The following is a 25,621-nucleotide window of genomic DNA, read 5'->3' on the forward strand; positions in this document are numbered from 1 at the left end:
CGGCCTGTGCCCAACCTCTGATGTGTGCCCCCTGTAGGAGCGGGTTTACCCGCGAATACGGTGGTGGCTGCGACGGTGAACAGCGGTTGGAAATTGGCCAGCAGGCCCGGCCCTTTCGCGGGTGAACCCGCTCCTACAGCGGCTTCAGCCGCGAAGAGGCGGGTATGTCTAGCCGCGCTGGTAAGCCTCGAGCGCTTTCAGCCGCTCACCTTTGAGTGCTTCGCCCAGGGCCTTGCCCGTGAACCCGGCTTGCACCAACGGCTTCACATCCACCGCTCGCGCCGCCGCTGCTGCGCCTCGCAGGTAATCGGCCTGTGGGTAACCCTGCTCGCCATCGCCCAACGCCGCCATCTCGCAAACGACCACAAAATCCTCGAACCGCTGCGGCCGTCGGTAGACATCGAACTTCTGCAACAGCTCCAGCAGTGCCGTGGCAGGCAGTTCGAGCGCCTGATTGCCCTGCGCCAGGCATTCCCCTGTCAGCATGGCCAGTTCCTGGCACTCACGCGGTGCCTTCAGGCGCTGATTGACGGTTTTGATCGATGTCGGTGCCAACCCGCGCAACAGGCAGGCCCAGCGCACGTGCAGCGGTTGTCCGTGCGCCGCTGCCTGCTCCAGCGCCGACAGTGTCCGGGAGCCGTCATCAAGCTCAGGCAGCAGCTCCTGCAGGGCCCCGCACGCGCTCATTATCTTGAAGAACACCTGCGGTTGCGCTTCCATCAGCGCACGCTCGATTTCCTTCCAGCTGCGCTCGGCAGTGAGTGCCTGTAGTTCTCCCGAGGCGCTGATCTGGCGCATCAGCGCCAAGGTGTCATCGGCAACCCGGAACCCCAAGGGTGCGTAGCGGGCAGCAAAGCGTGCAACACGCAGCACGCGCAATGGATCCTCGGAGAATGCCGGGGAAACATGGCGTAGCAGGCGTTGATCCAGATCTTTCTTGCCTTGGTAGGGGTCGTAGACCGTGCCCGCCTCATCCTCGGCCATCGCATTGATGGTCAGGTCGCGGCGGATCAGGTCTTCTTCCAGGGTTACGTCGGGGCTGGCGTGAAAAGTGAACCCGCCGTAGCCTCGCCCGCTCTTGCGCTCGGTGCGCGCCAGGGCGTATTCCTCGCCGGTTTTCGGGTGCAGGAACACCGGGAAATCGGCACCTACCGGCCGATAGCCCTTGGCGAGCATTTCTTCGACGGTGGCGCCGACCACCAGCCAGTCGATGTCGCTGACAGGGCGGCCGAGCAGGCGGTCGCGCACGGCGCCGCCAACTTTGTAAATGTGCATGTGCAGCTCTCCATAACTGCCGACAGGATAACCCGTCGGCGGTCATGGGGTTGCATCAGAGGTGGTGGATAACGGCCAGGTCCATGCGGCCGTAGTCGGCGCTTTCGCTATGCTCGCCGCGCGGCGGCATGTGGTGAGTACTCATCACTTGCTCGCCCTGCACGGTCTCCAGGTGGATATCGAAACCCCACAGACGATGCAGGTGCTTGAGCACTTCGTCGGTCGAGTCGCCCAGCGGTTTGCGGTTGTGTTGCTGGTGTCGCAGGGTCAGCGAGCGGTCTCCGCGGCGGTCGACGCTCCAGATCTGCACGTTCGGTTCACGGTTGCCGAGGTTGTACTGCGCTGCCAACTGCTCCCGAATCACCCGGTAACCGGCTTCATCATGGATGGCGGGCACCAGCAGGTCGTCGCGTTGGTCGTCATCGAGGATGCTGAACAGCTTGAGGTCGCGCATCACTTTGGGCGACAGGTACTGCAGGATGAAGCTCTCGTCCTTGAAGCTGCTCATGGCGAACTTGATGGTAGAAAGCCAGTCGCTGCCGGCAATGTCGGGGAACCAGTGGCGATCTTCCTCGGTGGGGTATTCGCACATGCGGCGGATGTCGGTGTACATCGCAAAGCCCAGCGCGTAGGGGTTGATGCCGCTGTAGTACGGGCTGTCGAAGCCGGGCTGGAACACCACGCTGGTGTGCGACTGCAAGAACTCCATCATGAAGCCTTCGGTAATCAGCCCCTCATCGTACAGGTCGTTCATCAGGGTGTAGTGCCAGAAGGTTGCCCAACCTTCATTCATGACCTGGGTCTGGCGCTGCGGGTAGAAGTACTGGGCGATCTTGCGCACGATGCGCACGACCTCACGTTGCCAGGGTTCAAGCAGCGGGGCGTTCTTCTCGATGAAATACAGGATGTTTTCCTGCGGTTCGGCGGGGAAGCGCCCCTCATCGCGGTCGTTACCCTTTTCGGCGTTTTTCGGAATTGTCCGCCAAAGATCGTTGATCTGACGCTGAAGATGCTCTTCGCGCTCCTGTTGCCGGCGCCGCTCTTCTTCGGCAGAAATAGGATAGGGCCGCTTGTAGCGGTCGACACCGTAGTTCATCAGGGCATGGCAGGAGTCGATCAAGTCCTCCACTGCATCGATACCGTGGCGCTCTTCGCACTGGGCGATGTACTGCTTGGCGAACACCAGATAGTCGATGATCGAGCTCGCGTCAGTCCAGGTGCGGAACAGGTAATTGCCTTTGAAAAAACTGTTATGGCCGTAGCAGGCGTGGGCAATCACCAGTGCCTGCATGCACATGGTGTTTTCTTCCATCAGGTAGGCGATACAAGGGTCGGAGTTGATCACGATCTCGTATGCCAGACCCATTTGGCCGCGGCTATAGGACTTTTCCGTGCTGAGGAACTGCTTGCCGTAGGACCAGTGGTGGTAGCCCAGCGGCATGCCGACCGAGGCGTAGGCGTCCATCATCTGCTCGGCAGTGATTACCTCGATCTGGTTGGGGTAGGTGTCCAGGGCGTAACGCTCGGCCAGACGGCTGATTTCCCGGTCGTAGGTCTGGATCAGCTCGAACGTCCACTCGGACCCGGTGGAAATGGGTTGGCGTCTCTGTGCTCTGGCGGTCATGTGGCTAACCTGCGCTGGAAGAGTTCACGGAAGACCGGGTAGATGTCGCCGGCCGATACCAGCTGCTGTTGGGCGAACGTGTCGGGGAAAGCATCGCCGATACGCTCGTACTCATACCACAGCGCCTGGTGTTCACGGGGGGTGATCTCAACGTAAGTGTAGTACTGCACATGCGGCATGATCTGTTTGGAGAGGATGTCGCGGCAGATGGGCGAGTCGTCGTTCCAGTTGTCACCATCAGAAGCCTGCGCGGCATAAATGTTCCAGTCGCTGGCCGGGTAGCGCTCGGCCATGATTTCCTGCATCAGCTTGAGGGCACTGGAGACGATGGTGCCGCCGGTTTCCCGCGAATAGAAGAATTCTTCTTCGTCGACTTCCCGGGCGCTGGTGTGATGGCGAATGAACACGACTTCGATGCGCTCGTAGTTACGCTTGAGGAACAGGTACAGCAGGATGAAGAAGCGCTTTGCGATGTCCTTGGTGGCCTGGGTCATCGAGCCGGATACGTCCATCAGGCAGAACATCACTGCCTTCGAGCTTGGGTTGGGTTGCTTGACCAGCAGGTTGTACTTGAGGTCGAAGGTGTCGAGGAAGGGCAGGCGGTTGATACGCGCTTTCAGGCGCTCGATTTCCTGTTCGATTTCCTGGATATCGGTGAAATTGTCCGGCTCTTCGACCCGCAGGCGGTTGAGTTCCTTTTGTGCTTCGCGCAGCAGCGCGCGGCTGCTGCCGGTCAGGGCGATACGGCGGGCATGGGCCGAGCGCAGGGTGCGCACGATGTTGATGCGTGACGGGTTGCCTTCGTTGGCGATGCCGGCGCGAACAGTCTTGAAGGTGTCGGCGCCAGTCAGGTGACGTTTGACCAGGTTGGGTAGCTCAAGGTCTTCGAACATGAATTCGAGAAATTCTTCCTGGGTGATCTGGAAGACGAACTCGTCCATGCCTTCGCCGGAATTGCCGGCCTTGCCGCGACCGCCACCACCTCCACCGCCTTGCGGCCGTGGGATGTGTTCACCGGCAGTGAATTCTTTGTTGCCAGGGTGCACGATGGTCTGTTTGCCCCCACGACCATGATGCAAGACCGGTTCGTCGATGTCGCGCCCGGGAATACTGATCTGCTCGCCGTGTTCCATATCCATGATGGAACGGCGGCTCACCGCCTCTTCGACGGCCTTCTTGATATGTTCGCGGTACCGCCGCAGAAAGCGTTGGCGGTTGACCGTGCTCTTGTTCTTGCCGTTCAGGCGTCGGTCTATAACGTAGCTCATGGTCCCTCCGGTGACTGGATGCAGCTGCAACCCACAAGCTGCAAGCCACAAGCTTCAAGCTGCAAGAAAGAGCAGCCACCGCCGCCGCAAGCTGTGACGCGGGCCGTAATGCCCGCGCCAGGCAGCTTGCAGCTTGCGGCTAGTAGCTTGCCGCTTTATTGCGATTTCCTGACCCGCAGGTACCATTCCGACAGCAGGCGCACCTGTTTGTCGGTATAGCCACGCTCCACCATCCGGGTGACGAAGTCGTTGTGTTTCTTCTGGTCCTCTTTGCTGGCCTTGGCGTTGAAGCTGATGACAGGCAGCAGGTCTTCGGTGTTGGAGAACATTTTCTTCTCGATCACGACCCGCAGCTTTTCATAACTCAGCCAGCTTGGATTCTTGCCATTGTTGTTGGCGCGTGCGCGCAGTACGAAGTTGACGATCTCGTTGCGGAAGTCTTTCGGGTTGCTGATGCCAGCCGGTTTCTCGATCTTCTCCAGTTCTTCGTTGAGCGCAATGCGGTTGAGAATTTCGCCGGTTTCCGGGTCGCGGTATTCCTGATCCTGGATCCAGAAGTCTGCATACAGCACGTAGCGGTCGAAGATGTTCTGGCCGTATTCGCTGTAGGACTCCAGGTAGGCGGTCTGGATTTCCTTGCCGATAAACTCGATGTAGCGCGGCGCCAGGTATTCCTTCAGGTAGCGCAGATAGCGTTCGCGCACCTCAGCCGGGAACTGTTCCTGTTCGATCTGCTGTTCGAGCACATACAGCAGGTGCACCGGGTTGGCGGCAATTTCGTGTGGGTCGAAGTTGAACACCTTGGACAGGATCTTGAAGGCGAAGCGAGTCGACAGGCCGTTCATGCCTTCGTCGACACCTGCGGCGTCCCGGTATTCCTGGATCGACTTGGCCTTTGGATCGGTGTCCTTGAGGTTTTCCCCGTCGTAAACGCGCATCTTGGAATAGATATTGGAATTCTCTGGCTCTTTCAGGCGTGAAAGCACGGTGAACTGAGCCAGCATCTTGAGCGTATCTGGCGCGCAGTGGGCCTTGGACAGCGAGCTGTTGATCAGTAACTTGTCGTAGATCTTGATTTCATCGCTGACCCGCAGGCAGTACGGCACCTTGACGATATAGATCCTGTCGATGAACGCTTCGTTGTTCTTGTTGTTACGGAAGGTGTGCCACTCCGATTCGTTCGAGTGCGCCAGCAGAATACCGGTATAGGGAATCGCCCCAAGGCCTTCGGTACTGTTGTAGTTGCCTTCCTGGGTGGCGGTGAGCAAGGGGTGCAGGACCTTGATCGGCGCCTTGAACATTTCGACGAATTCCATCAGGCCCTGGTTGGCCCGGCACAGCGCGCCCGAGTAGCTATAAGCATCAGCGTCGTTCTGTGGGTATTCCTCAAGTTTGCGGATATCGACCTTGCCGACCAGGGCAGAGATGTCCTGGTTGTTTTCATCGCCGGGTTCGGTCTTGGCAATGGCGATCTGGTTAAGAATCGACGGGTACAGCTTCACCACCTTGAACTTGGAGATGTCACCGCCAAATTCCTGCAGGCGCTTGGTGGCCCAAGGCGACATGATGGTGTTGAGGTAGCGCCGTGGGATGCCGAACTCTTCCTCGAGAATGGCCCCATCTTCGGTGGCATTGAACAAGCCCAGAGGTGACTCGAATACCGGCGAGCCCTTGATCGCGTAGAACGGCACCTTTTCCATCAGCTGCTTGAGTTTTTCCGCCAGCGAGGACTTGCCGCCGCCTACCGGGCCCAGCAGATAGAGGATCTGTTTCTTCTCTTCCAGGCCTTGGGCGGCGTGGCGGAAGTACGACACGATCTGGTCGATGCACTCTTCCATGCCATGGAAGTCGGCAAAGGCCGGATAGCGGCGGATAACCTTGTTGGAGAAGATTCGCGACAGCCTGGAGTTGGTTGAGGTGTCGATCAGCTCTGGCTCACCGATGGCCAGCAACAGCCGTTCGGCCGCCGATGCGTAGGCACTGCGATCCTCTTTGCACAGCTCGAGGTACTCCTGCAGCGAGAGTTCTTCCTGGCGCGTTGACTCGAAACGTTGTTGGAAGTGGCTAAAAATACTCATGACGTCACCTCGCTCGATACGTGGAGACGACGCCGGATCAGTCAGCTGATGCTGGCATGCAACCGGGTTTGCCGATTGCTGTATACCCCCCAGAACACCCTGTAACGCTACCGATGACCCGCACGCCGGTGTACCGGCTCTCCCCTTTTTGGATGGCCTGAGCTTAAGCGTAGTTGGTTATCTGCAAGGTCAAGGGGCGAGAAACGCAGAAGTTACGAACGACCGTTCGTCAGATAAGCCGCAAGCCCGCGCGGGGCACGGGCTGCAGGGGAAAATAAAAAATTATTCAGCGTTGCCCTGGGCGGTCTCGGCCGGATAGGTCGCGCGCCACAGTTCGAAGCCGCCGTCCACGCTGTACACGTCGGAGAAGCCCTGGCCGACCAGATAGGCGGCAGCGCTTTGGCTGGAATTGCCGTGATAGCAGACCACCAGGGTCGGCGCATCAAGGTCGGCGTTGCGGATGAAATCGGCGACCGAGTGGTTATCCAGATGCCGGGCGCCGGTGATGTGGCCGGCGGCGAAGGCCTGCGGGTCGCGAATGTCGACCACGACCGCTCCGTCTTTCTTGCGAAGCTCCAAGGCCTGCTCAGGAGGGATGCGCTTGAATTCGCTCATGGGTACTGCTTCCTTCAGGTGTGGTCGTTGAGTGTAGTGGGTTGTGCCGGCTGGCGCAGGGTGCCGTCGTCGGCACAGTCGCAGCGGTGATATTCGCCGCTGTCGATGTTGTACAGGGTCATGGCGCCGCCCCACACGCAGCCAGTGTCCAGGGCGATGACGTCGGGCTCGGTGACCTCACCCTGCAGAGCGGCCCAATGGCCAAAGATGATCTTCACGTGGCGTGAGCGACGGTCCTTGTGCGCGTACCAGGCTTTGTAGCCTTTGGGCGCGCTACCCAGGCCTTCCTTGCTCTTGAGGTCGAGTTTGCCATCGGCAGTGCAGAAGCGCATGCGGGTGAAGTAGTTGGTGATGACCCGCAGGCGTTCGACGCCGGCGAGGTTCTTGCGCCACTTGTTCGGCTCGTTGCCGTACATGCCGTCGAGATACAGCTGCAGGCGGGTGTCGTCACGCAGCACTTCCTCGACCTCGGCGGCGAGCTCCAGGGCTTTGCCAAGGGTCCATTGTGGCGGTATGCCGGCGTGAACCAGGGCGATGCCGCGGGGCTCGTCGTAATGCAGCAGCTTTTGCTGGCGCAGCCAGTCGAACAACTGGTCGGCGTCCGGCGCTTCGATGATCTCGCGCAGTGTGTCGCTTTTCTTGAGGCGCTCGACGTTATGCCAGACGGCCAGCAGGTGCAGGTCATGGTTGCCCAGCACGCAGACCAGTGAATGACGGATCGAGTACAGGAAGCGCAGGGTTTCCAGTGACTCGGGGCCGCGGTTGACCAGGTCGCCGACCAGCCACAGGCGGTCGACGGCGGGGTTGAAACTGACGCGATCGAGCAGGCATTTGAGTGGCTGCAGGCAGCCCTGCAGGTCACCGACGGCGTAGGTTGCCATCAGTGCAGCGCCCCGGGCACTGCCAGGCGGAAGGGGGCAATTTCGGCGTCGAAGCGCTTACCGTCTTCGGCGAACATCTGGTAGCTGCCCTGCATGGTGCCAACGCGGGTGCTGATGACGGCACCACTGCTGTAAGTATGGCTTTGGCCAGGGTCTATGTTGGGTTGCTGGCCGACCACGCCGGCGCCGCGTACTTCCTCTACCTCGCCGTCACCGTTGGTGATCAGCCAGTGGCGCGACAGCAACTTGGCCGTGAGCGAACCGTTGTTCTGCACGGTAATGGTGTAGGCGAACGCGAAACGACTGTTTTCGGGGTCGGATTGTTCTTTCAGGTAGCGGGTCACGACGCTGACGTCGATTTGATAGCGGGGGTCGGACATGCAAGGGCCTTGGGCGAACTGACGCAATAATGCAGTCTAGGCCATTGAGAGGGGGGAGGGCCAGCGGTGATCGGGCTTGGGGGGTTACCTGTACCGGCGTCTTCGCGGGTAAACCCGCTCCTACAAGGGTTCGCACAGGATTTGAGGGTTGTGCGATCCCTTGTGGCCCGCGAAGAGGCCGGTACGGGCTAAATCAGGCTTGTTGCTGATCCGCCAGTTGGTCAGCCAGGCGCACGAAGGCTGCCAGGTCGAGCTGTTCAGGGCGCAGGCTGCCATCAACGCCGGCAGCCTCGATGGCGGCGCTGTCCAGCAGGCCTTTCATGGTGTTGCGCAGGGTCTTGCGGCGCTGGTTGAACGCTTCGCGAACGACACGCTCCAGCAGCAGGTGGTCCTTGGCCGGGAACGGCAGCACTTCGTGCGGCACCAGGCGGACGATCGCCGAATCCACTTTCGGGGGCGGGTTGAAGGCACCAGGGCCGACATTGAACAGGTGCTCCACGCGGCAGTGGTACTGCACCATGATCGACAAGCGTCCCCAGTCACCGCCGCCAGGGCCGGCGGCCATGCGTTCGACCACTTCCTTCTGCAGCATGAAATGCATGTCGCGGATCAGCCCGGCGTGGCTTAGCAGGTGGAAGATCAGCGGGGTGGAGATGTTGTAGGGCAGGTTGCCAACGACCTTGAGGCTGCGCGGCGGTACGCCCAGCTGGTTGAAGTCGAACTTCAGGGCGTCACCCTGGTGCAGGCGGAAGTTGCTGCGATCGGCGAACTTGTGCTGCAGGATCGGCACCAGGTCTTTGTCCAGCTCCACCACGTCCAACTGTGCACCGCTGCCCAGCAGGCCTTCGGTCAGGGCGCCCTGGCCCGGGCCGATTTCCAGCAGGTGTTCGCCGGCCTTGGCGTTGATGGCACGCAGGATGCGGTCGATGATACCGGCGTCGTGCAGGAAGTTCTGGCCGAAGCGCTTGCGTGCCCGGTGTTGGTATTGCTCGTTCATGGTCGGTTCTCGGCCATCTGGTAGGCGGTTTCCAGTGCGACGCGCAGGCTGCCGGTGTCGACTTTGCCAGTGCCGGCCAGGTCCAGGGCGGTGCCGTGGTCAACCGACGTGCGGATGATTGGCAGGCCCAAGGTCACGTTCACTGCAGCGCCGAAGCCTTTGTACTTGAGTACGGGGAGGCCCTGGTCGTGGTACATCGCCAGCACCGCATCGCAGTGCTCCAGATATTTGGGGGTAAACAGGGTATCGGCCGGCAGCGGCCCGCGCAGGTCCATGCCTTCGGTGCGCAGGCGGGCCAGGGTCGGCTCGATGATGTCGATTTCTTCGCGGCCCAGGTGGCCGCCCTCGCCCGCGTGCGGGTTGAGGCCGCACACGAGGATACGCGGGTTGGCAATGCCGAACTTGTCGCGCATATCGGCATGCAGGATACGGGTTACACGTTCGACGCGCTCGGCAGTGATAGCGTCGGCAATATCACGCAGTGGCAGGTGCGTAGTCACCAGGGCCACGCGCAGGCCGCGGGTAGCCAGCATCATTACCACTTGTGCGGTGCGGGTCAGTTCGGCAAGGAATTCGGTATGCCCGGAAAAGGCGATACCGCTTTCGTTGATCACACCCTTGTGCACCGGGGCAGTGATCATCCCGGCGAAGTGCCCGTCCAGGCAGCCTTGCCCGGCGCGGGTCAGGGTTTCCAGCACGAACGCTGCGTTGGCCTTGTCGAGCTGGCCTGGCACCACCGGGGCCGCCAGAGGGGTATCCCAGACGTACAGGCTCCCTGCGGGGGCAGGGCGGTCAGGCCATTGGCCCGGGGCTACCGGCAGCAGGCTGACGGCCAGCCCCAGCTGCGTGGCCCGCTCGGCGAGCAGGTCACGGCTGGTGATGGCGATCAGGGGGTGGGGCTGGGCGTCTGCGGCGAGCAGCAGGCACAGGTCGGGGCCTATGCCGGCCGGCTCGCCGGGGGTGACGGCGAAGCGCAGGGGCTTCACTGGGCAGCCTGGTCGGCGCCAGGCAGCTTGATTTCAACGTAGGCTTCGTCGCGGATCTGGCGCAGCCAGGTTTGCAGCTCTTCGTCGTACTTGCGATTGCGCAGTACGCTCAGGGCCTGCTGTTCGCGGGCCTGCTCGGTGCTGTCGGTGGCGCGGCGGCCCAGCACTTCCAGAACGTGCCAGCCGTACTGGGTCTTGAACGGTTTGGTCACTACGCCTTGCTGGGCATTGGCCATCTGTTCACGGAACTCCGGTACCAGGCTGTTCGGATCGACCCAGTTGAGGTCGCCGCCATTGAGTGCCGAACCCGGGTCTTCAGAGAAGCTCTTGGCCAGTTCGCCGAAGTCTTCGCCGCTCTTGATCCGCTCGTACAGGCGCTCGGCCAGCTGCTTGGTGGCCGCCTCGCTGCGGATCTCGCTTGGCTTGATCAGGATGTGGCGTACATGCACTTCGTCACGCAGCACGTTCTCGCTGCCACCGCGCTTTTCCTCGAGCTTGAGGATGATGAAGCCGTTGGGGATGCGAATAGGCTGGGTAATTTCGCCCACCGGCATGCTGCTGAGCATCTTGGCGAAGTCGGGTGGCAGCTGACCGGCTTTACGCCAGCCCATCTCGCCGCCTTCCAGGGCGTTTTCGCTGGCCGAGTTGGCAATCGCCATCTGGCCGAAGTCGGCGCCCTGGCGCAGTTGCTGGTACACGTCACCAACCTTGCGCGCAGCCTTCTGGATGTCGGCCGAGTTAGCGGCTTCCGGGGTCGGAATGAGGATGTTGGCCAGGCGGTACTCTTCCGACATCTGCATCTTGCCCAGGTCCGAGGCCAGGAAGTTCTTCACTTCCTGCTCGGACACCTGAATGCGTTCGGCAACGCGGCGCTGGCGCACGCGGCTGATGATCATCTCGCGCTTGACCTGCTCGCGAGCGTCGTCGAACGACAGGCCGTCCTGGGCCAGCGCCGCGCGGAACTGGTCCAGCGACATGCCATTGCGCTGGGCAATGGTGCCAATGGCCTGGTTCAGCTCTTCGTCGGTGATGCGGATGCCGGAGCGCTCGCCGATCTGCAGTTGCAGGTTCTCGACGATCAGGCGTTCCAGTACCTGCGGTTCCAGGGCGCTGGTCGGCGGTACGCCGCCGCCGCGCTTGGCGATGGTTTGCTGCACCTCATGGACACGCTGTTCCAGCTGGCTTTGCATGACCACGTCGTTGTCGACGATAGCCACCACGCGATCAAGAGGTTGCACCGCGGCATGCACCGCGCCACTCAGCAAAGCGGCGCCCAGCAACACTGGGCGCAGACGATCAATAAGCTTGGTCTTCACGTTCACGGTAACCTTGAATGCCTTGGTCGAGGAAAGACTCGACCTTGTTGCCAACTACGCCGCCGAGGCCTTTCAGGACGATCTGAAGGAAGACACCGTGGTCGCCTTTTTCGTTCTGTGGAAGGGCCTGGCTGAAATCGTCGTAGTCGATCCAGTAACGGTTGATCAGGCGCAGCTTCCAGCAGCAGTTGTCGTATTCGAAACCACCCATGGCTTCCAGGGTACGGTTACGGTTGTAGTCATGCTGCCAGCGAGCGATAACGTTCCACTGCGGCACGATCGGCCAGATGACCGAGAAGTCGTGCTGCTGGATCTTGTAGTAATCCTTGATGTAGTTCGGATCGCCCGGGGTGCCATAGTCACCGCCGCCCACTTTCCAGGTACCCGTGGTCGAGTCGTAGGCAATGGTGTCGTTACGATAGCGATAACCGAGGTTGACGATTTTGTTCGGGTTGTCTTCAGGCTGATAGTGGAACATCGCACTGCCCGAGCGGGTGCTGCGGCTGTCCGGGTCCCAGTTGAAGTCCGAATTGAAGCGCCAGTCGCGGTTGAAGTAGTAGTTGTACACCAGCGCGTACGGCGATACATCGGATTGCGCGTCCTTGCGGGTGCGGTAGTCGATGCCTGGCAGCTGGACCTTGCGGTCCTTGAAGTAGTAGGCCTGGCCGATGCTGAAGTTCTGGCGCTCGAAGCCGTTCTCCTCGATCCAGCGGGTGGTCACGCCCAGCGACAGCTTGTTCTCGTCGCCGATACGGTCGGTACCACTGAAACGGTTGTCACGGAACAGCGAGTCGTAGCTGAACAGGGTTTCACCCGTATCGAACAGCGGGATGTCCATCTGGTCCTTGTGCGGGACATAGAGGTAGAACATGCGCGGTTCGAGGGTTTGGCGGTAGTTGGTGCCGAACAACGAGGTGTTGCGATCGAAATACAGGCCGCTGTCGACGCTGAAAATCGGGATATCGCGGTTCAGGTTGCTTTTGTAGTCGCCGAACACGTCCAGTGTGTCTGCGTTCGCGGCAGCAATGTCGCTCTTGCCCTTGCTATCCAGGTCAAGGTCGTAGTGCGTATACATGTACTTCAGCTTCGGCGTGATGTAGCCGTAGCTGGCCTGCATCGGCAGGCTGATGGACGGGGCGACGTTCAGGCGGGTGCCGTTGGCACGGGCTACGCCGAAGATATTTTCGTCAAGGCGGCGACCGGCTACGCCGGCGCTGGCGTCTGGATTGCCATCTTCGTCCAGAACGAAATCGTCCTTCAGGTCACGATCAAAACGAACAGCCTCAGTCTCGTACCCAAGGTTCAAACCGCCTGGCTGGAACGGCAGCGTACCGTTCAGGGTCAGCTGCGGCAGGCGGTCATACGGCGTGATCTGCGAGATCGTAGCCATCTCGTAGGCATGCACATTCAACCGCGCGGTGTAGCTGTCGCCACGATAGGTCAACGCACCCTGCTGATTCAGCAGGTCGCGACTTTCCACGCCAATCTGGTCGGACTCCAGGTCCTGGAAGTAGAACGGATCGCTGATGTCGGTGTAGTCCACCTCAGTCATCAGGCGTTCGTCCAGGCCACCCTTGTGCTGCCAGTTGACCATCCAGCGCTGATCTTTGTAATCCGTCTGATCTTTGCGGTCGTCGTTCTTGTCGTTCAGGTAGGCGCCGCCGAACTGGCCTTCGCTGGAAGGCGTCAGGTAACGGAACTCGCCTTCCATCAGCAGGCCGCGCTTGGCCATGTAGCGCGGATACAACGTGGCGTCGTAGTTGGGCGCCAGGTTGAAGTAGTACGGCGTGACCAGCATGAAGCCGGTGTCGCTGCTGGTGCTGAACGATGGCGGCAGGAATCCGGACTGGCGACGGTCGTCAATCGGGAAGTAGATGTACGGTGTGTAGAACACCGGGAAATCCTTGACCCGCAGCGTGACGTTGGTCGCGGTACCGAAACCGGTTGCCGGGTTCAGGGTGATGTTGTTGCCCTTCAGCTGCCAGGCGTTGCTGCCCGGTTCGCAGGTGGTGTACGTACCGTCCTTGAGGCGGATGATGGCGTTTTCGCTGCGCTTGGCGTACAGGGCATTGCCGCGGATGTGCGACTTGTGCATCACGTATTCGGCGTTGTCGACCTGGGCTTCGCCAGTGTCGAGCTGGATCTGTGCCTCGTCACCGACCACCAGCGAACCGTTGTCACGGATCTTGACGTTGCCCTTGAGCTCGCCACGGTTTTCGGCCTGGTAGAGGTTGGCCTCGTCGGCTTCGGCCTGCATGCTGCCCTGGCGCATCACCACGTCACCGGCGAGGGTGGCGATCTGCTGCTCCTGCTGGTACTTGGATACCTTGGCATTGATGTAGGTCGGCGACTCGTCCTTCGGCGTGGTGTCGGCCATGCCCGGGCGGGTCGGCTCGATATACGCGCCACCGCAGTAGGGGCCGGTTTCAGCCAGCTGTGCGGCGGTGAGCTTTTCACGCGGAACCCAGTCCAGGTGGCTGTAGTCTTCGCTGCGCGACTTCAGGCCACGGCCCTTGGCCTCGGTGACCAGCATGGGCCGGTCCGCAGTTTCGGCTTCGCCCGCAGCTTCGGTACCGGAGCTGACGGCTGCACCTTCGTGCACCGGGCGCGGTGGCAAGTTGTTGACTGGGGTTTTGGGCTTGCAGTCCCAACCACCGGCGGCGGACACTTGGCAGTCGAATTGTTCGGCTGCCACTACGTATGAGGTGGCCAGAGGTTGCAGGGCCAGCAGACCGCCGGTTACCAGCAACGGAAACTTTCTACGAAACGCGGGGGATTTCAATGCCATCTTATTAGTCCGGGCTTCCTGCGTGCCATCTGCCCGCGTGTGGGGCCGCACGCCTCTCGATGGTCTGAAAAAGATGCTGGATAATAAAGCATGACCCGCTTGACGGCTAGGGCCGTCGGAGACCCTTGCAATGCCTGAACACGATGTACGCCTGCAACAACTGACGGTCTGGCTCGATGAGCAGCTCAATGATCTTTTCCGTGACAACGCCTGGGGCGAGGTGCCTGCAGGCAGCTTGACCGCTGCCAGCAGCGACGCCAGCTTCCGCCGTTATTTCCGCTGGCAGGGCGCTGGCCACAGTTTCGTGATCATGGATGCGCCCCCCCCGCAGGAGAACTGCCGACCGTTCGTCGCCATCGACCACCTGCTGGCCAGCGCTGACGTGCATGTGCCGCTGATCCACGCCCAGGACCTGGAACGCGGCTTTCTGCTGCTTGGGGATCTGGGCACTCGGACATACCTTGACATCATCAGTGCCGACAACGCCGATGGCCTGTTCGCCGACGCCATCGATGCCCTTCTGAAGTTCCAGCGTTTGCCGATGGACGCGCCGCTACCCAGCTACGACGACGCCCTGCTGCGCCGTGAAGTGGAACTGTTCCCCGAATGGTACGTGGGGCGTGAGCTGGGCCTGACCTTCACCGATGCACAGAAGGCCACCTGGCAGCGCGTCAGCCAGTTGCTGATCGACAGCGCCCTGGCGCAACCCAAGGTGCTGGTACACCGTGACTACATGCCGCGCAACCTGATGCAGAGCACCCCCAACCCTGGTGTGCTGGACTTTCAGGATGCGGTATACGGCCCGGTCACCTACGACATTACCTGCCTGTTCAAGGACGCCTTTGTCAGCTGGCCGCAGGCGCGGGTCGAAGGCTGGCTGAGCGATTACTGGCAGCAGGCGCAGGCGGCCGGCATCCCGGTGCATGCTGAGTTCGAAGCCTTCCACCGCGCCAGTGACCTGATGGGCGTGCAGCGCCACCTGAAGGTGATCGGCATCTTCGCCCGTATCTGCCACCGCGACGGCAAGCCGCGTTACCTGGGCGACGTGCCGCGTTTCTTCGCCTATATAAATGAAGTGATCGGTCGTCGGCCCGAATTGGCGGAGCTGGGTGAGCTGATTGCCGAGTTGCAGGCCGGAGCGCGTGCATGAAGGCCATGATCCTGGCTGCGGGGAAGGGCGAGCGTATGCGCCCGCTGACCCTGCACACCCCAAAACCGTTGGTCCCGGTCGCCGGCCAGCCGCTGATCGAGTACCACCTGCGCGCCCTGGCGGCAGCGGGCGTGACCGAAGTGGTGATCAACCATGCGTGGCTTGGCCAGCAGATTGAAGAGCACCTGGGTGACGGTAGCCGCTTCGGCCTGAGCATCCGCTATTCACCTGAAGGTGAACCGCTGGAAACCGGTGGCGGCATCTTCAAGGCCCTGCCTTTGCTGGGTGATGCGCCGTTCCTGCTGGTGAATGGCGATGTCTGGACCGACTACGACTTCGCGCGTCTGCAGGCTCCCCTGCAAGGCCTGGCTCACCTGGTGCTGGTCGACAACCCTGGCCATCACGGCCGCGGAGACTTCCGCCTGATGGGCGAGCAGGTCGTTGACGGTGATGACGCGCCAGGCACGCTGACCTTCAGCGGCATTTCGGTGCTGCACCCGGCGCTGTTCGAAGGTTGCCAGGCGGGCGCCTTCAAGCTGGCACCTTTGCTGCGCCAGGCGATGGCGGCCGGCAAGGTGTCTGGCGAACACTACCGTGGGCACTGGGTGGATGTTGGCACGCTTGAGCGCCTGGCCGAGGCTGAGTCTCTGATTGGCGAGCGTGCCTGACATGTGGTGGCCAGGCACGGTGATTGGTGTGGGTGCCGGCTTTGCCGTGGCGAGCATACCGGGTGCCTTGCTCGGTGCGTTGCTTGGGCAGGCCATTGACCGCCGGCTGCGTTTGCAAGGCTGGGAAGACATGCGTGAACGCCTGGGTGGGCGCCCCGCATTACGCGACGACGAGTTGTTGTTCGTAATGCTCGGGCGCCTGGCCAAGTGCGATGGCCGGGTAGCTGAGCAGCACATCCAGCAGGCGCGTCAGGAGATGATGCGCCTGGACTTGGCCGAGGCAGCTCGGCTGCGCGCCATCAATGCGTTCAACCGTGGCAAGGCGGGCAAGGACCGGCTTGGCGGGCACCTGCGGCGCATCAGTCAGCAGCCCCACGCGGCGGAAGGTACCTTGCGGGCCTGTTGGCGCATGGTCTGGGCTGACGGCAAGATGGGCAACAAGGAGCGTGAGCTGCTGCTGGACTGGGGGCAGAAGCTGGGCATGAGCCGACGCCAGGTGCAGGCCATGTCGCTGGAGTACGAGCCGCGCAAGGCCACGGGAGCAGAAAGCGCGCCCATGACCTATGCGGCAGCGTTGCGCTTGCTGGCGGTGGAGACAGATACCGACACTGATAAGGTCAAGCAGGCCTATCGTCGGCTTGTCAGCCGGCATCACCCGGACAAGCTGGCGGGTACCGGTGCCAGCGAGGCACAGGTGCGTGAAGCGACCGCGCGTACCCGTGAGTTGCACCAGGCCTATGCCATGATCCGCAAGCGGCGCGGTCTTTGATGGCCCCCCCACCAGGATCAAGCCGGGCTCAACCCTGAGGGCTCATCCACCCCCGCACCCGGCGGAACAATTGCTCTTGTGCCGCCGCTTTGTTTCCCGGCATGGCGATCAATGACAACTGGCGGTACTGGCTATCCTTCTGCCGCTTGCTGGCCTGCAGGCGTTGCTGGGCTGCATTGCGGTCAGCGCTGCGGGTGGCGTAGTAGATATCGGCTGTCGGTACCTTCAAGGTTGGGGCCAGGCTTTCCAGGTCATGCTCCACCCGTGCAGGGGTCTGAGCAGCGACCATCACCAGTTTTTGTACCTGCGGTGGCTGCTTCTCGCTCAGGTAGCGCGCCGCCCAATATGCACCGCTACCATGGCCGATCAGTACGATGCTGCGGGCGTTGTGTTGCTGGGCGAACGCCACGGCGGCATCCAGGCGGGCGAAGATGCGTTCGGCATCTGCCGGGTCGGACTGCTCGCTGGCTTGTTCGGCATCGGTGCTTTCTGCCGTGTCGGCATCTGCTGCCGTGGCTTGGGCCACGTTGGCGTTGGCGTCGGCCGGTACGTCCTTGACCGGTGCGCTTTCGCCTTTGTCTTGTGCAGGCGCTACAGGTGGTGTGGCTTCGACCCGCGCTTGCGGGCTGTCTGCGAGCAGGTCGGGCAGGCTGACGCTCAGGCTGTGCCAGCCGATATCAGGGAATTTTTGCCGCAGTGGGCCGACTGCATTTGGCCAGTCGGCCGTTTCGCCAGCACCGGGGACGATGATCACTGCCCCTTGCGGATCGTTGTCGTTGGCCGGCTTCCACAGGGCCAGGAAGCTGTCGGCACCGGCCTGCAGGGTCTGCTGCTCAGCCTTGGGCAGCAGCCGTTCCAGCGCCAGGGCATCCTCCTGGCTGCGTTCCAGCAAGGGTGGCCGTGGGGCCTCGGCCGCCGGTGCCACGGTATTTGCAGGTGATTTTTCGGCATCGGCGGCCAGGGCGCCGAGTGGAAGGACCGAGGCCAGGCAGCACACTGCCAGCGTCGTGCGATAAAGTGTGGACATGAGTCAACCCAGGGCCAGAATGAAACCGGCAGCCTAATAGTATTTGCCCGTGACGGCCATGCTGCATGGCCGTCTTTGCCAAGTCGAGCGTATAGATGAAGCGAGTGCGTCGCCTGTTGGTTATCGGCTGCTTGTGGCTGCCCTTGATTGTCTGGGCCAGGCCCGAGGCGCAGCCCTCTGTGGCGCTGGAGCCTGACCAGCAGCAGTGGCTGGACACCCACCGCAGCCTGCGTGTCGGCCTGGTGTTGCAGGCGCCCTACGCCCAGTTCGACCGGCGTCTGCAGCAACTGTACGGGGCCAATGTGGAACTGGTGAACAGCCTGGCACAGGCGCTGCGGCTGGACCTCACCTGGCGTAACTTCAGTGACCAGGCCAGTTTGGAACATGCCCTGCAGAGCGGCGAAATCGACTTCGCCCCTGGCCTTACCCAGACGCCGGCCAGTCTGCGCCTGTGGCTATTCAGCGACCCGTACATGCGCGTGCCACAACTGCTGGTGGGGCCGCGCACCGGGGCCATGGCCGTGGAGCTGGAAAAGCTTGACGCCGAGCAACGCGTGGCGGTGCGCATGCCCAGCCCCCTGGCGGACTACCTGCGCGGCAACTACGGCAACCTCAACCTCCAGGGGGTGCCCGACGAGCGTGAGGCCTTGCAACTGGTGGTCGGTGGCCAGGCCAGCTTCGCCGTGCTGGATGAAGCGCAGCTCAGCCGCCTGTCGCGCGAGAGCGAGTTCGGTGAGCTGGCGGTGGTTGGCGATATTGGCCTGCCGCAGCTGTTGCGTATCGGTTCGCGGCGCGACTGGCCGCTGCTGGCCGATGTACTTGAACGCGGCCTGCAGGCACTGCCGGCCAAGGAGCTGGAACAACTGCATCAGCGTTGGTTGCAGCCGAAAACCCCTCGCCTGAGCGAGTCGCCTGGCTTCTGGCAGAACATCGCCTTGCTGTTCGGTATGTTGCTGCTGTGTGCCTTGGCCACGCTGGTGTGGCAACGCCGGCAGCAGCGCCAGCTGGAGCGCAGCCTGCTGGCCGCGCGGGAGAGCCTTGTGGAGCGCCAGGTGCGTGAAGAGGCGTTGCGCCTGAGCCAGTTCGCCATCGATCAGAGCACCGTGGGTATCCTCTGGGTCAATTGGGACAGCCATGTGCGTTACGCCAACCATGCCGCCGAGCGCATGTTGGGCTACACCGAGGGTGAACTGCTGGAGCGACCGCTGAGCGACTTCGAGCCAAGCCTGAACATGGACCGCTGGCTAGAGCTGTGGAAGGGCGCGCGTACGGGGGCGGGCGGTGTCGGTCAGTTTGAGACGCAGTGCCGGCGGGCTGATCAGAGCTTGCTACCCGTGGAGCTGTCGCTGAGCTTTCTGCGCTTTCGTGATTCCGAATACCTGGTGGTCTACCTCGCCGATGTCACCGAACGGCACCGCGCCCTGGCGGCCCTGCGCGAAAGCGAGGCGCGGTTGAAGGGCATTGCTGGCAACGTACCTGGTTTGGTGTTTCGCCTGGAGCGTGACCCGGCCGAGGGCGATCTGGAGTTCCCCTATATCAGCGAGGGTAGCGAGGCGTTGGTGGGTTATGCACCCAGCGAGATCCAGCACCCACAGATGGGGCTGCGCAACCTGGTACACCCCGAGGACCGTGCGGATTACCACCGGGTGCAGGACCTGGCTTTGGTCAGCGACCAGGACTGGTCCTGGCAGGGGCGCATTCTCACCCGGCAGGGCGAACAGCGCTGGGCCGACATCAAGGCCAGCGCCCGGCGCCTGGGCAACGGTCGGGTGGTGTGGGACGGTATAGTCTGGGACATCACACAGGGCAAGCGGGCGGAGCTGGCGCTGGCGAAGTCCCAGGAGCAGCTGCGCGAACTCTCGGCCCACCTGGAGAGCGTGCGCGAAGAAGAAAAAGCCCGTATCGCCCGGGAAGTGCATGATGAATTGGGGCAGATGCTGACCGTGCTCAAGCTGGAAGTGTCGATGTGCGAGCTGGCCTATGCCGAACTGGACCCGGGACTGAATGAACGCCTGGCGAGCATGAAACGCCTGATCGCCCAGTTGTTCCAGCTGGTGCGCGATGTCGCCACTGCCTTGCGTCCGCCGATCCTCGATGCCGGCATTGCCTCGGCCATCGAATGGCAGGCGCGGCGCTTCGAGGCACGTACGCAAATCCCCTGTCTGGTGCAAGTACCCGACAATCTGCCAGCATTGAGTGATGCCAAGGCCACCGGGCTGTTTCGTATCCTCCAGGAGGCGCTGACCAATGTGATGCGTCACGCCCAGGCGCACAGCGTGGAGATTGAACTGGTACGTGAGGGCGGACAGTTGCGCATGACGGTCAGTGATGATGGTCAAGGCTTTTGCCGCGAGCAGACCCGGCCCACCTCGTTTGGCCTGGTGGGCGTGCGCGAGCGGGTGCTGATGCTGGGGGGGAGCATGGCGCTGGACAGTGAGCCGGGTGAAGGCACCAGCCTGAGCGTGGCCATTCCGTTGGAGTAGGAGAGCAATCGTGATTCGAGTACTGGTGGCCGAAGACCACACCATTGTCCGTGAAGGCATCAAACAGTTGATTGGCCTGGCCAAGGACATGCAAGTGGCGGGGGAGGCCGGTAACGGCGAGCAGTTGCTCGAAACCCTGCGCCACACACCGTGCGAGGTGGTACTGCTGGACATCTCGATGCCAGGTGTCAACGGTCTGGAGGCGATCCCGCGTATCCGGGCGTTGCAGGATGCGCCGGCGATCCTGATGTTGTCGATGCACGATGAGGCACAGATGGCGGCGCGGGCGCTGAAGGCCGGAGCGGCAGGCTATGCCACCAAGGACAGTGATCCGGCGCTGTTACTGACGGCGATTCGGCGGGTGGCGGGTGGTGGGCGTTATATCGACCCGTCGCTGGCCGACCGCATGGTGTTCGAAGTGGGCCTGACCGAATCCCGGCCGTTGCACACACTGCTCTCGGAGCGGGAGTTTTCGGTGTTCGAGCGCCTGGCCCAGGGCGCCAACGTCAACGACATTGCCCAGCAGTTGGCGCTGTCGAGCAAGACCATCAGCACTCACAAGGCGCGTTTGATGCAAAAGCTGAAAGTGAACTCGCTGGCGGAGCTGGTGAAGTACGCCATGGAGCACAAGCTGATCTGATTGCGACATACGGGTGCCCGAAACTTGCCGAAGCCTCTGTGGGAGCGGGCATGCCCGCGAACGGGCCTGGCCTGCTGATCTCTATGGCTGAGCCGGCCTCTTCGCGGGCATGCCCGCTCCCACAGGTTTCGTGGTTGGCTCGCAAGGGCATTCCAAACCCGCCATCCTTGTAGGGCGATCCCTACAACAAATCTTCCACCCGGATGATGGCATTCTCTCAGTACCCCCGATTTTCGGGCGCTTGCGTCTCTTCTACTCTTCTGCCTACGCAGTCATCCAACAAGAAGGTGCAGGCATGAGCGAGGCGAAGTCGAACGCTGCAACCGGCGAAACGCTGGTCAGCTTCCGTGGTGTGCAGAAGAGCTACGACGGCGAGTCGCTGATCGTCAAAGACCTCAACCTGGATATCCGCAAGGGCGAGTTCCTCACCCTGCTTGGCCCGTCCGGTTCCGGCAAAACCACCAGCCTGATGATGCTGGCGGGCTTCGAAACCCCCACCGCTGGTGAAATCCAGCTTGGCGGGCGCTCGATCAACAACGTGCCGCCGCACAAGCGTGATATCGGCATGGTGTTCCAGAACTACGCGCTATTTCCGCACATGACCGTGGCCGAGAACCTGGCTTTTCCGCTGACCGTGCGCAACCTGAGCAAGACCGACATCAGTGAGCGGGTCAAGCGTGTGCTGAACATGGTCCAGCTCGACGCTTTCGCCAAGCGCTACCCGGGCCAGCTGTCCGGCGGCCAGCAGCAGCGTGTGGCGCTGGCCCGGGCACTGGTGTTCGAGCCGCAGCTGGTGCTGATGGACGAGCCACTCGGCGCGCTGGACAAGCAACTGCGCGAACACATGCAGATGGAGATCAAGCACATTCACCAACGCCTCGGTGTGACCGTGGTGTACGTGACCCACGACCAGGGCGAAGCGCTGACCATGTCCGACCGCGTGGCGGTGTTCCACCAGGGCGAAATCCAGCAGATCGCCGACCCGCGCACGCTGTACGAAGAGCCCTGCAACACCTTCGTCGCCAACTTCATCGGCGAGAACAACCGCATTAGCGGCACGCTGCTGGCCAGCGATGGCAAACGTTGCCAGGTGCAGTTGCCTCGCGGCGAGCGGGTCGAGGCGCTGGCGGTGAATGTCGGCCAGGCCGGCGAGCCGGTGACCCTGTCGATACGCCCGGAGCGCGTGCGGCTGAACGGCCACAGTGAAAGCTGCGTCAACCGGTTCTCTGGCCGGGTGGCCGAATTCATTTACCTGGGCGACCACGTGCGGGTGCGTCTGGAGGTTTGCGGCAAAGGCGACTTCTTCGTGAAGCAGCCTATTGCCGAGCTCGACCCGGCGTTGGCCGTGGGCGATGTGGTACCGCTGGGCTGGGAGGTGGAGCACGCCCGCGCGCTCGATCCGATTGCCGAAGCCCATTGATGGATTGCTTCACCAACCCTGTACTGTGGAGAGAATAATAATGCGCAAGCCGTTGAAACTGACCGCCCTGGCTTTGGGGCTGTTCACCGCTGGCCAGGCCATGGCCGCAGACCTCACCGTGATCTCGTTCGGGGGCGCCAACAAGGCTGCCCAGGTCAAAGCCTTCTACGAACCCTGGGAAAAAGCGGGTAATGGCAAGATTATCGCTGGTGAATACAACGGCGAAATGGCCAAGGTCAAGGCGATGGTCGACACCAAGAGTGTGTCGTGGAACCTGGTCGAGGTTGAGTCGCCAGAGCTGGCGCGCGGTTGCGACGAGGGCATGTTCGAAGAGCTTGACCCGGCCCTGTTCGGTAACGAGTCTGATTATGTGAAGGGCGCCATCCAGCCGTGCGGCGTAGGTTTCTTCGTTTGGTCCACGGTCATGGCCTACAACGCTGACAAGCTGAAGGCCGCACCCACCAGCTGGGCGGATTTCTGGGACACCAAGAAATTCCCTGGCAAGCGCGGCCTGCGCAAGGGCGCCAAGTACACCCTGGAGTTCGCCCTGATGGCCGACGGTGTGGCACCGAAGGACGTGTATCAGGTGCTAAGCACCAAAGAGGGTGTGGACCGCGCCTTCAAGAAACTCGACGAACTCAAGCCCAGCATCCAGTGGTGGGAAGCGGGTGCACAGCCGCCACAGTTCCTGGCCTCTGGCGACGTGGTCATGAGTTCTGCCTACAACGGGCGTATTGCCGCTGTGCAGAAAGAGAGCAACCTCAAGGTGGTGTGGAACGGCGGCATCTACGACTTTGATGCATGGGCGATCCCTAAGGGTGCCAAGAACGTCGAAGAGGCGAAGAAGTTCATCGCCTACAGCGTCAAGCCTGAGCAGCAGAAGATCTACTCCGAGAACATCGCCTATGGCCCGGCCAACTCCAAGGCCGTGAGCCTGCTGTCGGACGAAGTGAAGAAAGACATGCCGACCACGCCTGAGAACATTGCCAACCAGGTGCAGATCGACGTGGCGTTCTGGGCCGACAACAGCGAACAGCTGGAGCAACGCTTCAACGCCTGGGCGGCGAAGAAGTAAACGTCCAGTGTGTGGGGCCGCAAAGCGGCCCCCATTTCAGCCTGTATTGCGGAGTTCGCCATGGCCATTGCAGTGCCCCTCAAAGAAGGCGCAGATCCAAGTCTCAAGCAGCGCCTCAAACACGCCGAGCGGGTTAACCGCTGGAAGGCGCAGGCGTTGATCGCGCCGCTGGCGCTGTTTCTTTTGCTGGTGTTTCTGGTGCCGATTGCGGCGCTGCTGTACAAGAGCGTCGGCAACCCGGAAGTGGTCGGCGGCCTGCCGCGCACGGTGGAAGTCATCAGCCAGTGGGATGGCAAGAGCCTGCCTGGCGAGGACGTTTACAAGGCGCTCAGCCAGGATTTGGCTGTGGCGCGCAAGAACCATACCCTTGGTGACCTTTCCAAACGCTTGAACATGGAACTGGCCGGCTACCGCAGCTTGTTGACCAAGACCGCCCGTGCACTGCCATTCAAGGCTGAGCCTGCCTCTTATAAAGACGCGTTGCAGGCTGTCGACGAGCGTTGGGGCGACCCGGCTTATTGGCAGGCGATACGCCGCAATACCAGTTCGGTGACTTCTTTCTACCTGCTGGCCTCGGTGGACCACCGCATCGATGACCTTGGAGAACTGGCCAAGGCCACTCCGGACCAGGCCATTTACCTGGACATCTTTGTACGTACCCTGTGGATGGGGGTGGTGATTACCACTATCTGCCTGGTACTGGCCTACCCACTGGCCTACTTGCTGGCCAACCTGCCGACCCGGCAGAGTAACCTGCTGATGATTCTGGTGCTGTTGCCATTCTGGACATCGATCCTGGTGCGGGTGGCGGCCTGGATCGTGCTACTGCAGTCGGGCGGCCTGATCAACGGCGCGCTGATGGCCATGGGCATCATTGACCAGCCGCTGGAGCTGGTGTTCAACCGCACAGGCGTTTACATCTCGATGGTGCACATCCTGCTGCCGTTCATGATCCTGCCGCTGTACAGCGTGATGAAGGGTATTTCCCCGAGCTACATGCGTGCGGCGATCTCGCTGGGCTGCCACCCGTTCGCCAGTTTCTGGCGGGTGTATTTCCCGCAGACCTACGCCGGTGTTGGCGCCGGTTGCCTGCTGGTCTTCATCCTGGCCATCGGTTACTACATCACCCCGGCGCTGCTGGGTAGCCCCAACGACCAGATGGTCAGCTACTTCGTCGCCTTCTACACCAACACCAGCATCAACTGGGGCATGGCCACCGCACTGGGCGGGCTGTTGCTGCTGGCGACCGTGCTGTTGTACCTGATCTATAGCTGGCTGGTCGGCGCCAGCCGCCTGCGCCTGAGCTGAGGAGCCTGTCATGCTGAGCCCATACATGTCGCCCGTGGAGCGGGTCTGGTACTACAGCCTGCGCATTCTCTGTGGCTTGATCCTGCTGTTCCTGATCTTGCCGGTGCTGGTGATCGTGCCGCTGTCGTTCAACAGTGGCAGCTTCCTGGTGTACCCGCTGCAGGGCTTCTCGCTGCAGTGGTATCAGGATTTCTTCGGCTCGGCCGAGTGGATGCGGGCGTTGAAGAACAGCATCATCGTTGCCCCGGCGGCCACGGTACTGGCCATGGTGTTCGGCACCTTGGCGGCCATCGGCCTGACCCGTGGCGATTTCCCCGGCAAGTCGCTGGTGATGGCGTTGGTGATCTCGCCGATGGTGGTGCCGGTAGTGATCATCGGGGTGGCCAGTTACCTGTTCTTCGCCCCTTTGGGCATGGGCAACAGCTTCATCTCGCTGATTCTTGTGCATGCGGTACTGGGTGTGCCGTTCGTCATCATTACCGTGTCGGCGACGCTGCAGGGCTTCAACTACAATCTGGTGCGCGCAGCGGCCAGCCTGGGAGCCTCGCCTTTGCTGGCTTTCCGCCGGGTGACCCTGCCGCTGATCGCGCCCGGTGTCATCTCGGGAGCGCTGTTTGCCTTCGCTACCTCGTTTGACGAGGTGGTGGTGACGCTGTTCCTCGCCGGGCCGGAGCAGGCAACCCTGCCGCGGCAGATGTTCAGCGGTATCCGCGAGAACCTGAGCCCAACCATTGCCGCAGCGGCGACCTTGCTGATTGCGTTCTCGGTGGTGTTGCTGCTCACCCTGGAATGGTTGCGTGGGCGTAGTGAGAAGTTGAGGACTCAACAGCCGGCTTGATGATGGGTTGCCTGTGCCGGCCTCTTCGCGGCTAG

The 25,621-nt window shown here is 61.8% G+C and carries 21 protein-coding genes; 9 read left to right on the forward strand and 12 right to left on the reverse strand.

Features of this window, described 5'->3' with window-relative positions; translation table 11 throughout:
- Positions 1-168: 168 nt before the first annotated feature.
- From ACF8RA_RS07735 to ACF8RA_RS07785, 11 genes are all read right to left on the reverse strand, one after another.
- Positions 169-1,275 carry a multifunctional CCA addition/repair protein gene (locus ACF8RA_RS07735; protein WP_176683506.1) on the reverse strand — a complete coding sequence of 369 codons (1,107 nt, stop codon included), beginning with the start codon at positions 1,273-1,275 and terminating at the stop codon, positions 169-171.
- Between the two features lie 55 nt (positions 1,276-1,330).
- Positions 1,331-2,899, reverse strand: a complete 1,569-nt coding sequence (locus ACF8RA_RS07740; protein WP_176683505.1) for a SpoVR family protein — start codon at positions 2,897-2,899, stop codon at positions 1,331-1,333.
- A complete protein-coding gene (locus ACF8RA_RS07745) occupies positions 2,896-4,167 on the reverse strand; it encodes a YeaH/YhbH family protein (protein WP_176683504.1) in 1,272 nt (423 codons plus the stop codon). Before ACF8RA_RS07745 ends, ACF8RA_RS07740 begins: the two co-directional genes overlap by 4 nt.
- A 155-nt stretch (positions 4,168-4,322) precedes the next feature.
- Positions 4,323-6,245: a PrkA family serine protein kinase gene (locus ACF8RA_RS07750; RefSeq protein ID WP_021782710.1), complete on the reverse strand. Its 1,923-nt coding sequence runs from the start codon at positions 6,243-6,245 to the stop codon at positions 4,323-4,325.
- Positions 6,246-6,527: 282 nt separating this feature from the next.
- Positions 6,528-6,860 carry a thiosulfate sulfurtransferase GlpE gene (gene glpE, locus ACF8RA_RS07755; protein ID WP_103443390.1) on the reverse strand — a complete coding sequence of 111 codons (333 nt, stop codon included), beginning with the start codon at positions 6,858-6,860 and terminating at the stop codon, positions 6,528-6,530.
- Positions 6,861-6,874: 14 nt separating this feature from the next.
- Entirely contained in the window at positions 6,875-7,741 is an 867-nt protein-coding gene (locus ACF8RA_RS07760; RefSeq protein ID WP_176683503.1) for a symmetrical bis(5'-nucleosyl)-tetraphosphatase, read from the reverse strand.
- Positions 7,741-8,121, reverse strand: coding sequence for a Co2+/Mg2+ efflux protein ApaG (gene apaG / locus ACF8RA_RS07765; RefSeq protein ID WP_021782712.1), 381 nt, complete (start codon positions 8,119-8,121; stop codon positions 7,741-7,743). Before apaG ends, ACF8RA_RS07760 begins: the two co-directional genes overlap by 1 nt.
- A 193-nt stretch (positions 8,122-8,314) precedes the next feature.
- Positions 8,315-9,118: a 16S rRNA (adenine(1518)-N(6)/adenine(1519)-N(6))-dimethyltransferase RsmA gene (rsmA, locus tag ACF8RA_RS07770; protein ID WP_003255558.1), complete on the reverse strand. Its 804-nt coding sequence runs from the start codon at positions 9,116-9,118 to the stop codon at positions 8,315-8,317.
- On the reverse strand, positions 9,115-10,104 hold the full coding sequence (pdxA, locus tag ACF8RA_RS07775; RefSeq protein ID WP_176683502.1) for a 4-hydroxythreonine-4-phosphate dehydrogenase PdxA: 990 nt from the start codon (positions 10,102-10,104) through the stop codon (positions 9,115-9,117). The genes rsmA and pdxA overlap by 4 nt, the downstream gene beginning before the upstream one ends.
- Positions 10,101-11,426 carry a peptidylprolyl isomerase SurA gene (gene surA, locus ACF8RA_RS07780; protein WP_209968379.1) on the reverse strand — a complete coding sequence of 442 codons (1,326 nt, stop codon included), beginning with the start codon at positions 11,424-11,426 and terminating at the stop codon, positions 10,101-10,103. The genes pdxA and surA overlap by 4 nt, the downstream gene beginning before the upstream one ends.
- The gene (locus ACF8RA_RS07785; RefSeq protein WP_176683500.1) at positions 11,401-14,208 is read right to left on the reverse strand and encodes an LPS-assembly protein LptD; all 2,808 of its coding nucleotides are present in this window, start codon (positions 14,206-14,208) and stop codon (positions 11,401-11,403) included. Before ACF8RA_RS07785 ends, surA begins: the two co-directional genes overlap by 26 nt.
- Before the next feature lie 130 nt (positions 14,209-14,338).
- Here ACF8RA_RS07785 and ACF8RA_RS07790 point away from each other — a divergent pair, with 130 nt between their 5' ends.
- From ACF8RA_RS07790 to ACF8RA_RS07800, 3 genes are read left to right on the forward strand one after another with little or no spacing between them, the layout of a single operon-like run.
- Positions 14,339-15,358 carry an aminoglycoside phosphotransferase family protein gene (locus tag ACF8RA_RS07790; RefSeq protein WP_392514888.1) on the forward strand — a complete coding sequence of 340 codons (1,020 nt, stop codon included), beginning with the start codon at positions 14,339-14,341 and terminating at the stop codon, positions 15,356-15,358.
- Positions 15,355-16,026, forward strand: a complete 672-nt coding sequence (murU, locus tag ACF8RA_RS07795) for an N-acetylmuramate alpha-1-phosphate uridylyltransferase MurU (RefSeq protein WP_028696956.1) — start codon at positions 15,355-15,357, stop codon at positions 16,024-16,026. The genes ACF8RA_RS07790 and murU overlap by 4 nt, the downstream gene beginning before the upstream one ends.
- A gap of 1 nt (position 16,027) precedes the next feature.
- On the forward strand, positions 16,028-16,795 hold the full coding sequence (locus tag ACF8RA_RS07800; protein WP_176683498.1) for a TerB family tellurite resistance protein: 768 nt from the start codon (positions 16,028-16,030) through the stop codon (positions 16,793-16,795).
- A gap of 28 nt (positions 16,796-16,823) precedes the next feature.
- Here ACF8RA_RS07800 and ACF8RA_RS07805 read toward each other — a convergent pair whose 3' ends face one another.
- Positions 16,824-17,822 carry an alpha/beta hydrolase family protein gene (locus ACF8RA_RS07805; RefSeq protein ID WP_176683497.1) on the reverse strand — a complete coding sequence of 333 codons (999 nt, stop codon included), beginning with the start codon at positions 17,820-17,822 and terminating at the stop codon, positions 16,824-16,826.
- Between the two features lie 95 nt (positions 17,823-17,917).
- Between ACF8RA_RS07805 and ACF8RA_RS07810 the strand changes: the two genes are divergently transcribed.
- The 6 genes from ACF8RA_RS07810 (at position 17,918) to ACF8RA_RS07835 (ending at position 25,586) form a co-directional block, all read left to right on the forward strand.
- The gene (locus tag ACF8RA_RS07810; RefSeq protein WP_176683496.1) at positions 17,918-20,305 is read left to right on the forward strand and encodes a PAS domain S-box protein; all 2,388 of its coding nucleotides are present in this window, start codon (positions 17,918-17,920) and stop codon (positions 20,303-20,305) included.
- A 7-nt stretch (positions 20,306-20,312) separates the two neighbouring features.
- Entirely contained in the window at positions 20,313-20,945 is a 633-nt protein-coding gene (locus tag ACF8RA_RS07815; protein ID WP_176683647.1) for a response regulator transcription factor, read from the forward strand.
- A gap of 295 nt (positions 20,946-21,240) precedes the next feature.
- Complete coding sequence (locus ACF8RA_RS07820) at positions 21,241-22,365, forward strand: ABC transporter ATP-binding protein (protein WP_003255547.1); 1,125 nt, start codon at positions 21,241-21,243, stop codon at positions 22,363-22,365.
- Between the two features lie 40 nt (positions 22,366-22,405).
- Positions 22,406-23,440 (forward strand): ABC transporter substrate-binding protein, encoded by a 1,035-nt coding sequence (locus ACF8RA_RS07825; RefSeq protein WP_176683495.1) that lies wholly within the window; start codon positions 22,406-22,408, stop codon positions 23,438-23,440.
- Between the two features lie 60 nt (positions 23,441-23,500).
- Positions 23,501-24,748, forward strand: a complete 1,248-nt coding sequence (locus ACF8RA_RS07830) for an ABC transporter permease (protein ID WP_176683494.1) — start codon at positions 23,501-23,503, stop codon at positions 24,746-24,748.
- Positions 24,749-24,758: 10 nt separating this feature from the next.
- Complete coding sequence (locus ACF8RA_RS07835) at positions 24,759-25,586, forward strand: ABC transporter permease (protein ID WP_209968361.1); 828 nt, start codon at positions 24,759-24,761, stop codon at positions 25,584-25,586.
- Positions 25,587-25,621 lie beyond the last annotated feature (35 nt).

Origin of the sequence: Pseudomonas sp. FYR_5, from assembly GCF_043106315.1 — a bacterium.
Classification (GTDB): Bacteria; Pseudomonadota; Gammaproteobacteria; order Pseudomonadales; family Pseudomonadaceae; genus Aquipseudomonas; species Aquipseudomonas putida_Y.

What these genes read in the sequence shown, in the direction of transcription:
- ACF8RA_RS07735 (WP_176683506.1), bottom strand. Translation starts at nt 1,275, where the DNA reads ATGCACATTTACAAAGTTGGCGGCGCCGTGCGCGACCGCCTGCTCGGC.
- ACF8RA_RS07740 (WP_176683505.1), bottom strand. Translation starts at nt 2,899, where the DNA reads ATGACCGCCAGAGCACAGAGACGCCAACCCATTTCCACCGGGTCCGAG.
- ACF8RA_RS07745 (WP_176683504.1), bottom strand. Translation starts at nt 4,167, where the DNA reads ATGAGCTACGTTATAGACCGACGCCTGAACGGCAAGAACAAGAGCACG.
- ACF8RA_RS07750 (WP_021782710.1), bottom strand. Translation starts at nt 6,245, where the DNA reads ATGAGTATTTTTAGCCACTTCCAACAACGTTTCGAGTCAACGCGCCAG.
- glpE (WP_103443390.1), bottom strand. Translation starts at nt 6,860, where the DNA reads ATGAGCGAATTCAAGCGCATCCCTCCTGAGCAGGCCTTGGAGCTTCGC.
- ACF8RA_RS07760 (WP_176683503.1), bottom strand. Translation starts at nt 7,741, where the DNA reads ATGGCAACCTACGCCGTCGGTGACCTGCAGGGCTGCCTGCAGCCACTC.
- apaG (WP_021782712.1), bottom strand. Translation starts at nt 8,121, where the DNA reads ATGTCCGACCCCCGCTATCAAATCGACGTCAGCGTCGTGACCCGCTAC.
- rsmA (WP_003255558.1), bottom strand. Translation starts at nt 9,118, where the DNA reads ATGAACGAGCAATACCAACACCGGGCACGCAAGCGCTTCGGCCAGAAC.
- ACF8RA_RS07785 (WP_176683500.1), bottom strand. Translation starts at nt 14,208, where the DNA reads ATGGCATTGAAATCCCCCGCGTTTCGTAGAAAGTTTCCGTTGCTGGTA.
- ACF8RA_RS07790 (WP_392514888.1), top strand. Translation starts at nt 14,339, where the DNA reads ATGCCTGAACACGATGTACGCCTGCAACAACTGACGGTCTGGCTCGAT.
- murU (WP_028696956.1), top strand. Translation starts at nt 15,355, where the DNA reads ATGAAGGCCATGATCCTGGCTGCGGGGAAGGGCGAGCGTATGCGCCCG.
- ACF8RA_RS07800 (WP_176683498.1), top strand. Translation starts at nt 16,028, where the DNA reads ATGTGGTGGCCAGGCACGGTGATTGGTGTGGGTGCCGGCTTTGCCGTG.
- ACF8RA_RS07805 (WP_176683497.1), bottom strand. Translation starts at nt 17,822, where the DNA reads ATGTCCACACTTTATCGCACGACGCTGGCAGTGTGCTGCCTGGCCTCG.
- ACF8RA_RS07810 (WP_176683496.1), top strand. Translation starts at nt 17,918, where the DNA reads ATGAAGCGAGTGCGTCGCCTGTTGGTTATCGGCTGCTTGTGGCTGCCC.
- ACF8RA_RS07820 (WP_003255547.1), top strand. Translation starts at nt 21,241, where the DNA reads ATGAGCGAGGCGAAGTCGAACGCTGCAACCGGCGAAACGCTGGTCAGC.
- ACF8RA_RS07825 (WP_176683495.1), top strand. Translation starts at nt 22,406, where the DNA reads ATGCGCAAGCCGTTGAAACTGACCGCCCTGGCTTTGGGGCTGTTCACC.
- ACF8RA_RS07830 (WP_176683494.1), top strand. Translation starts at nt 23,501, where the DNA reads ATGGCCATTGCAGTGCCCCTCAAAGAAGGCGCAGATCCAAGTCTCAAG.
- ACF8RA_RS07835 (WP_209968361.1), top strand. Translation starts at nt 24,759, where the DNA reads ATGCTGAGCCCATACATGTCGCCCGTGGAGCGGGTCTGGTACTACAGC.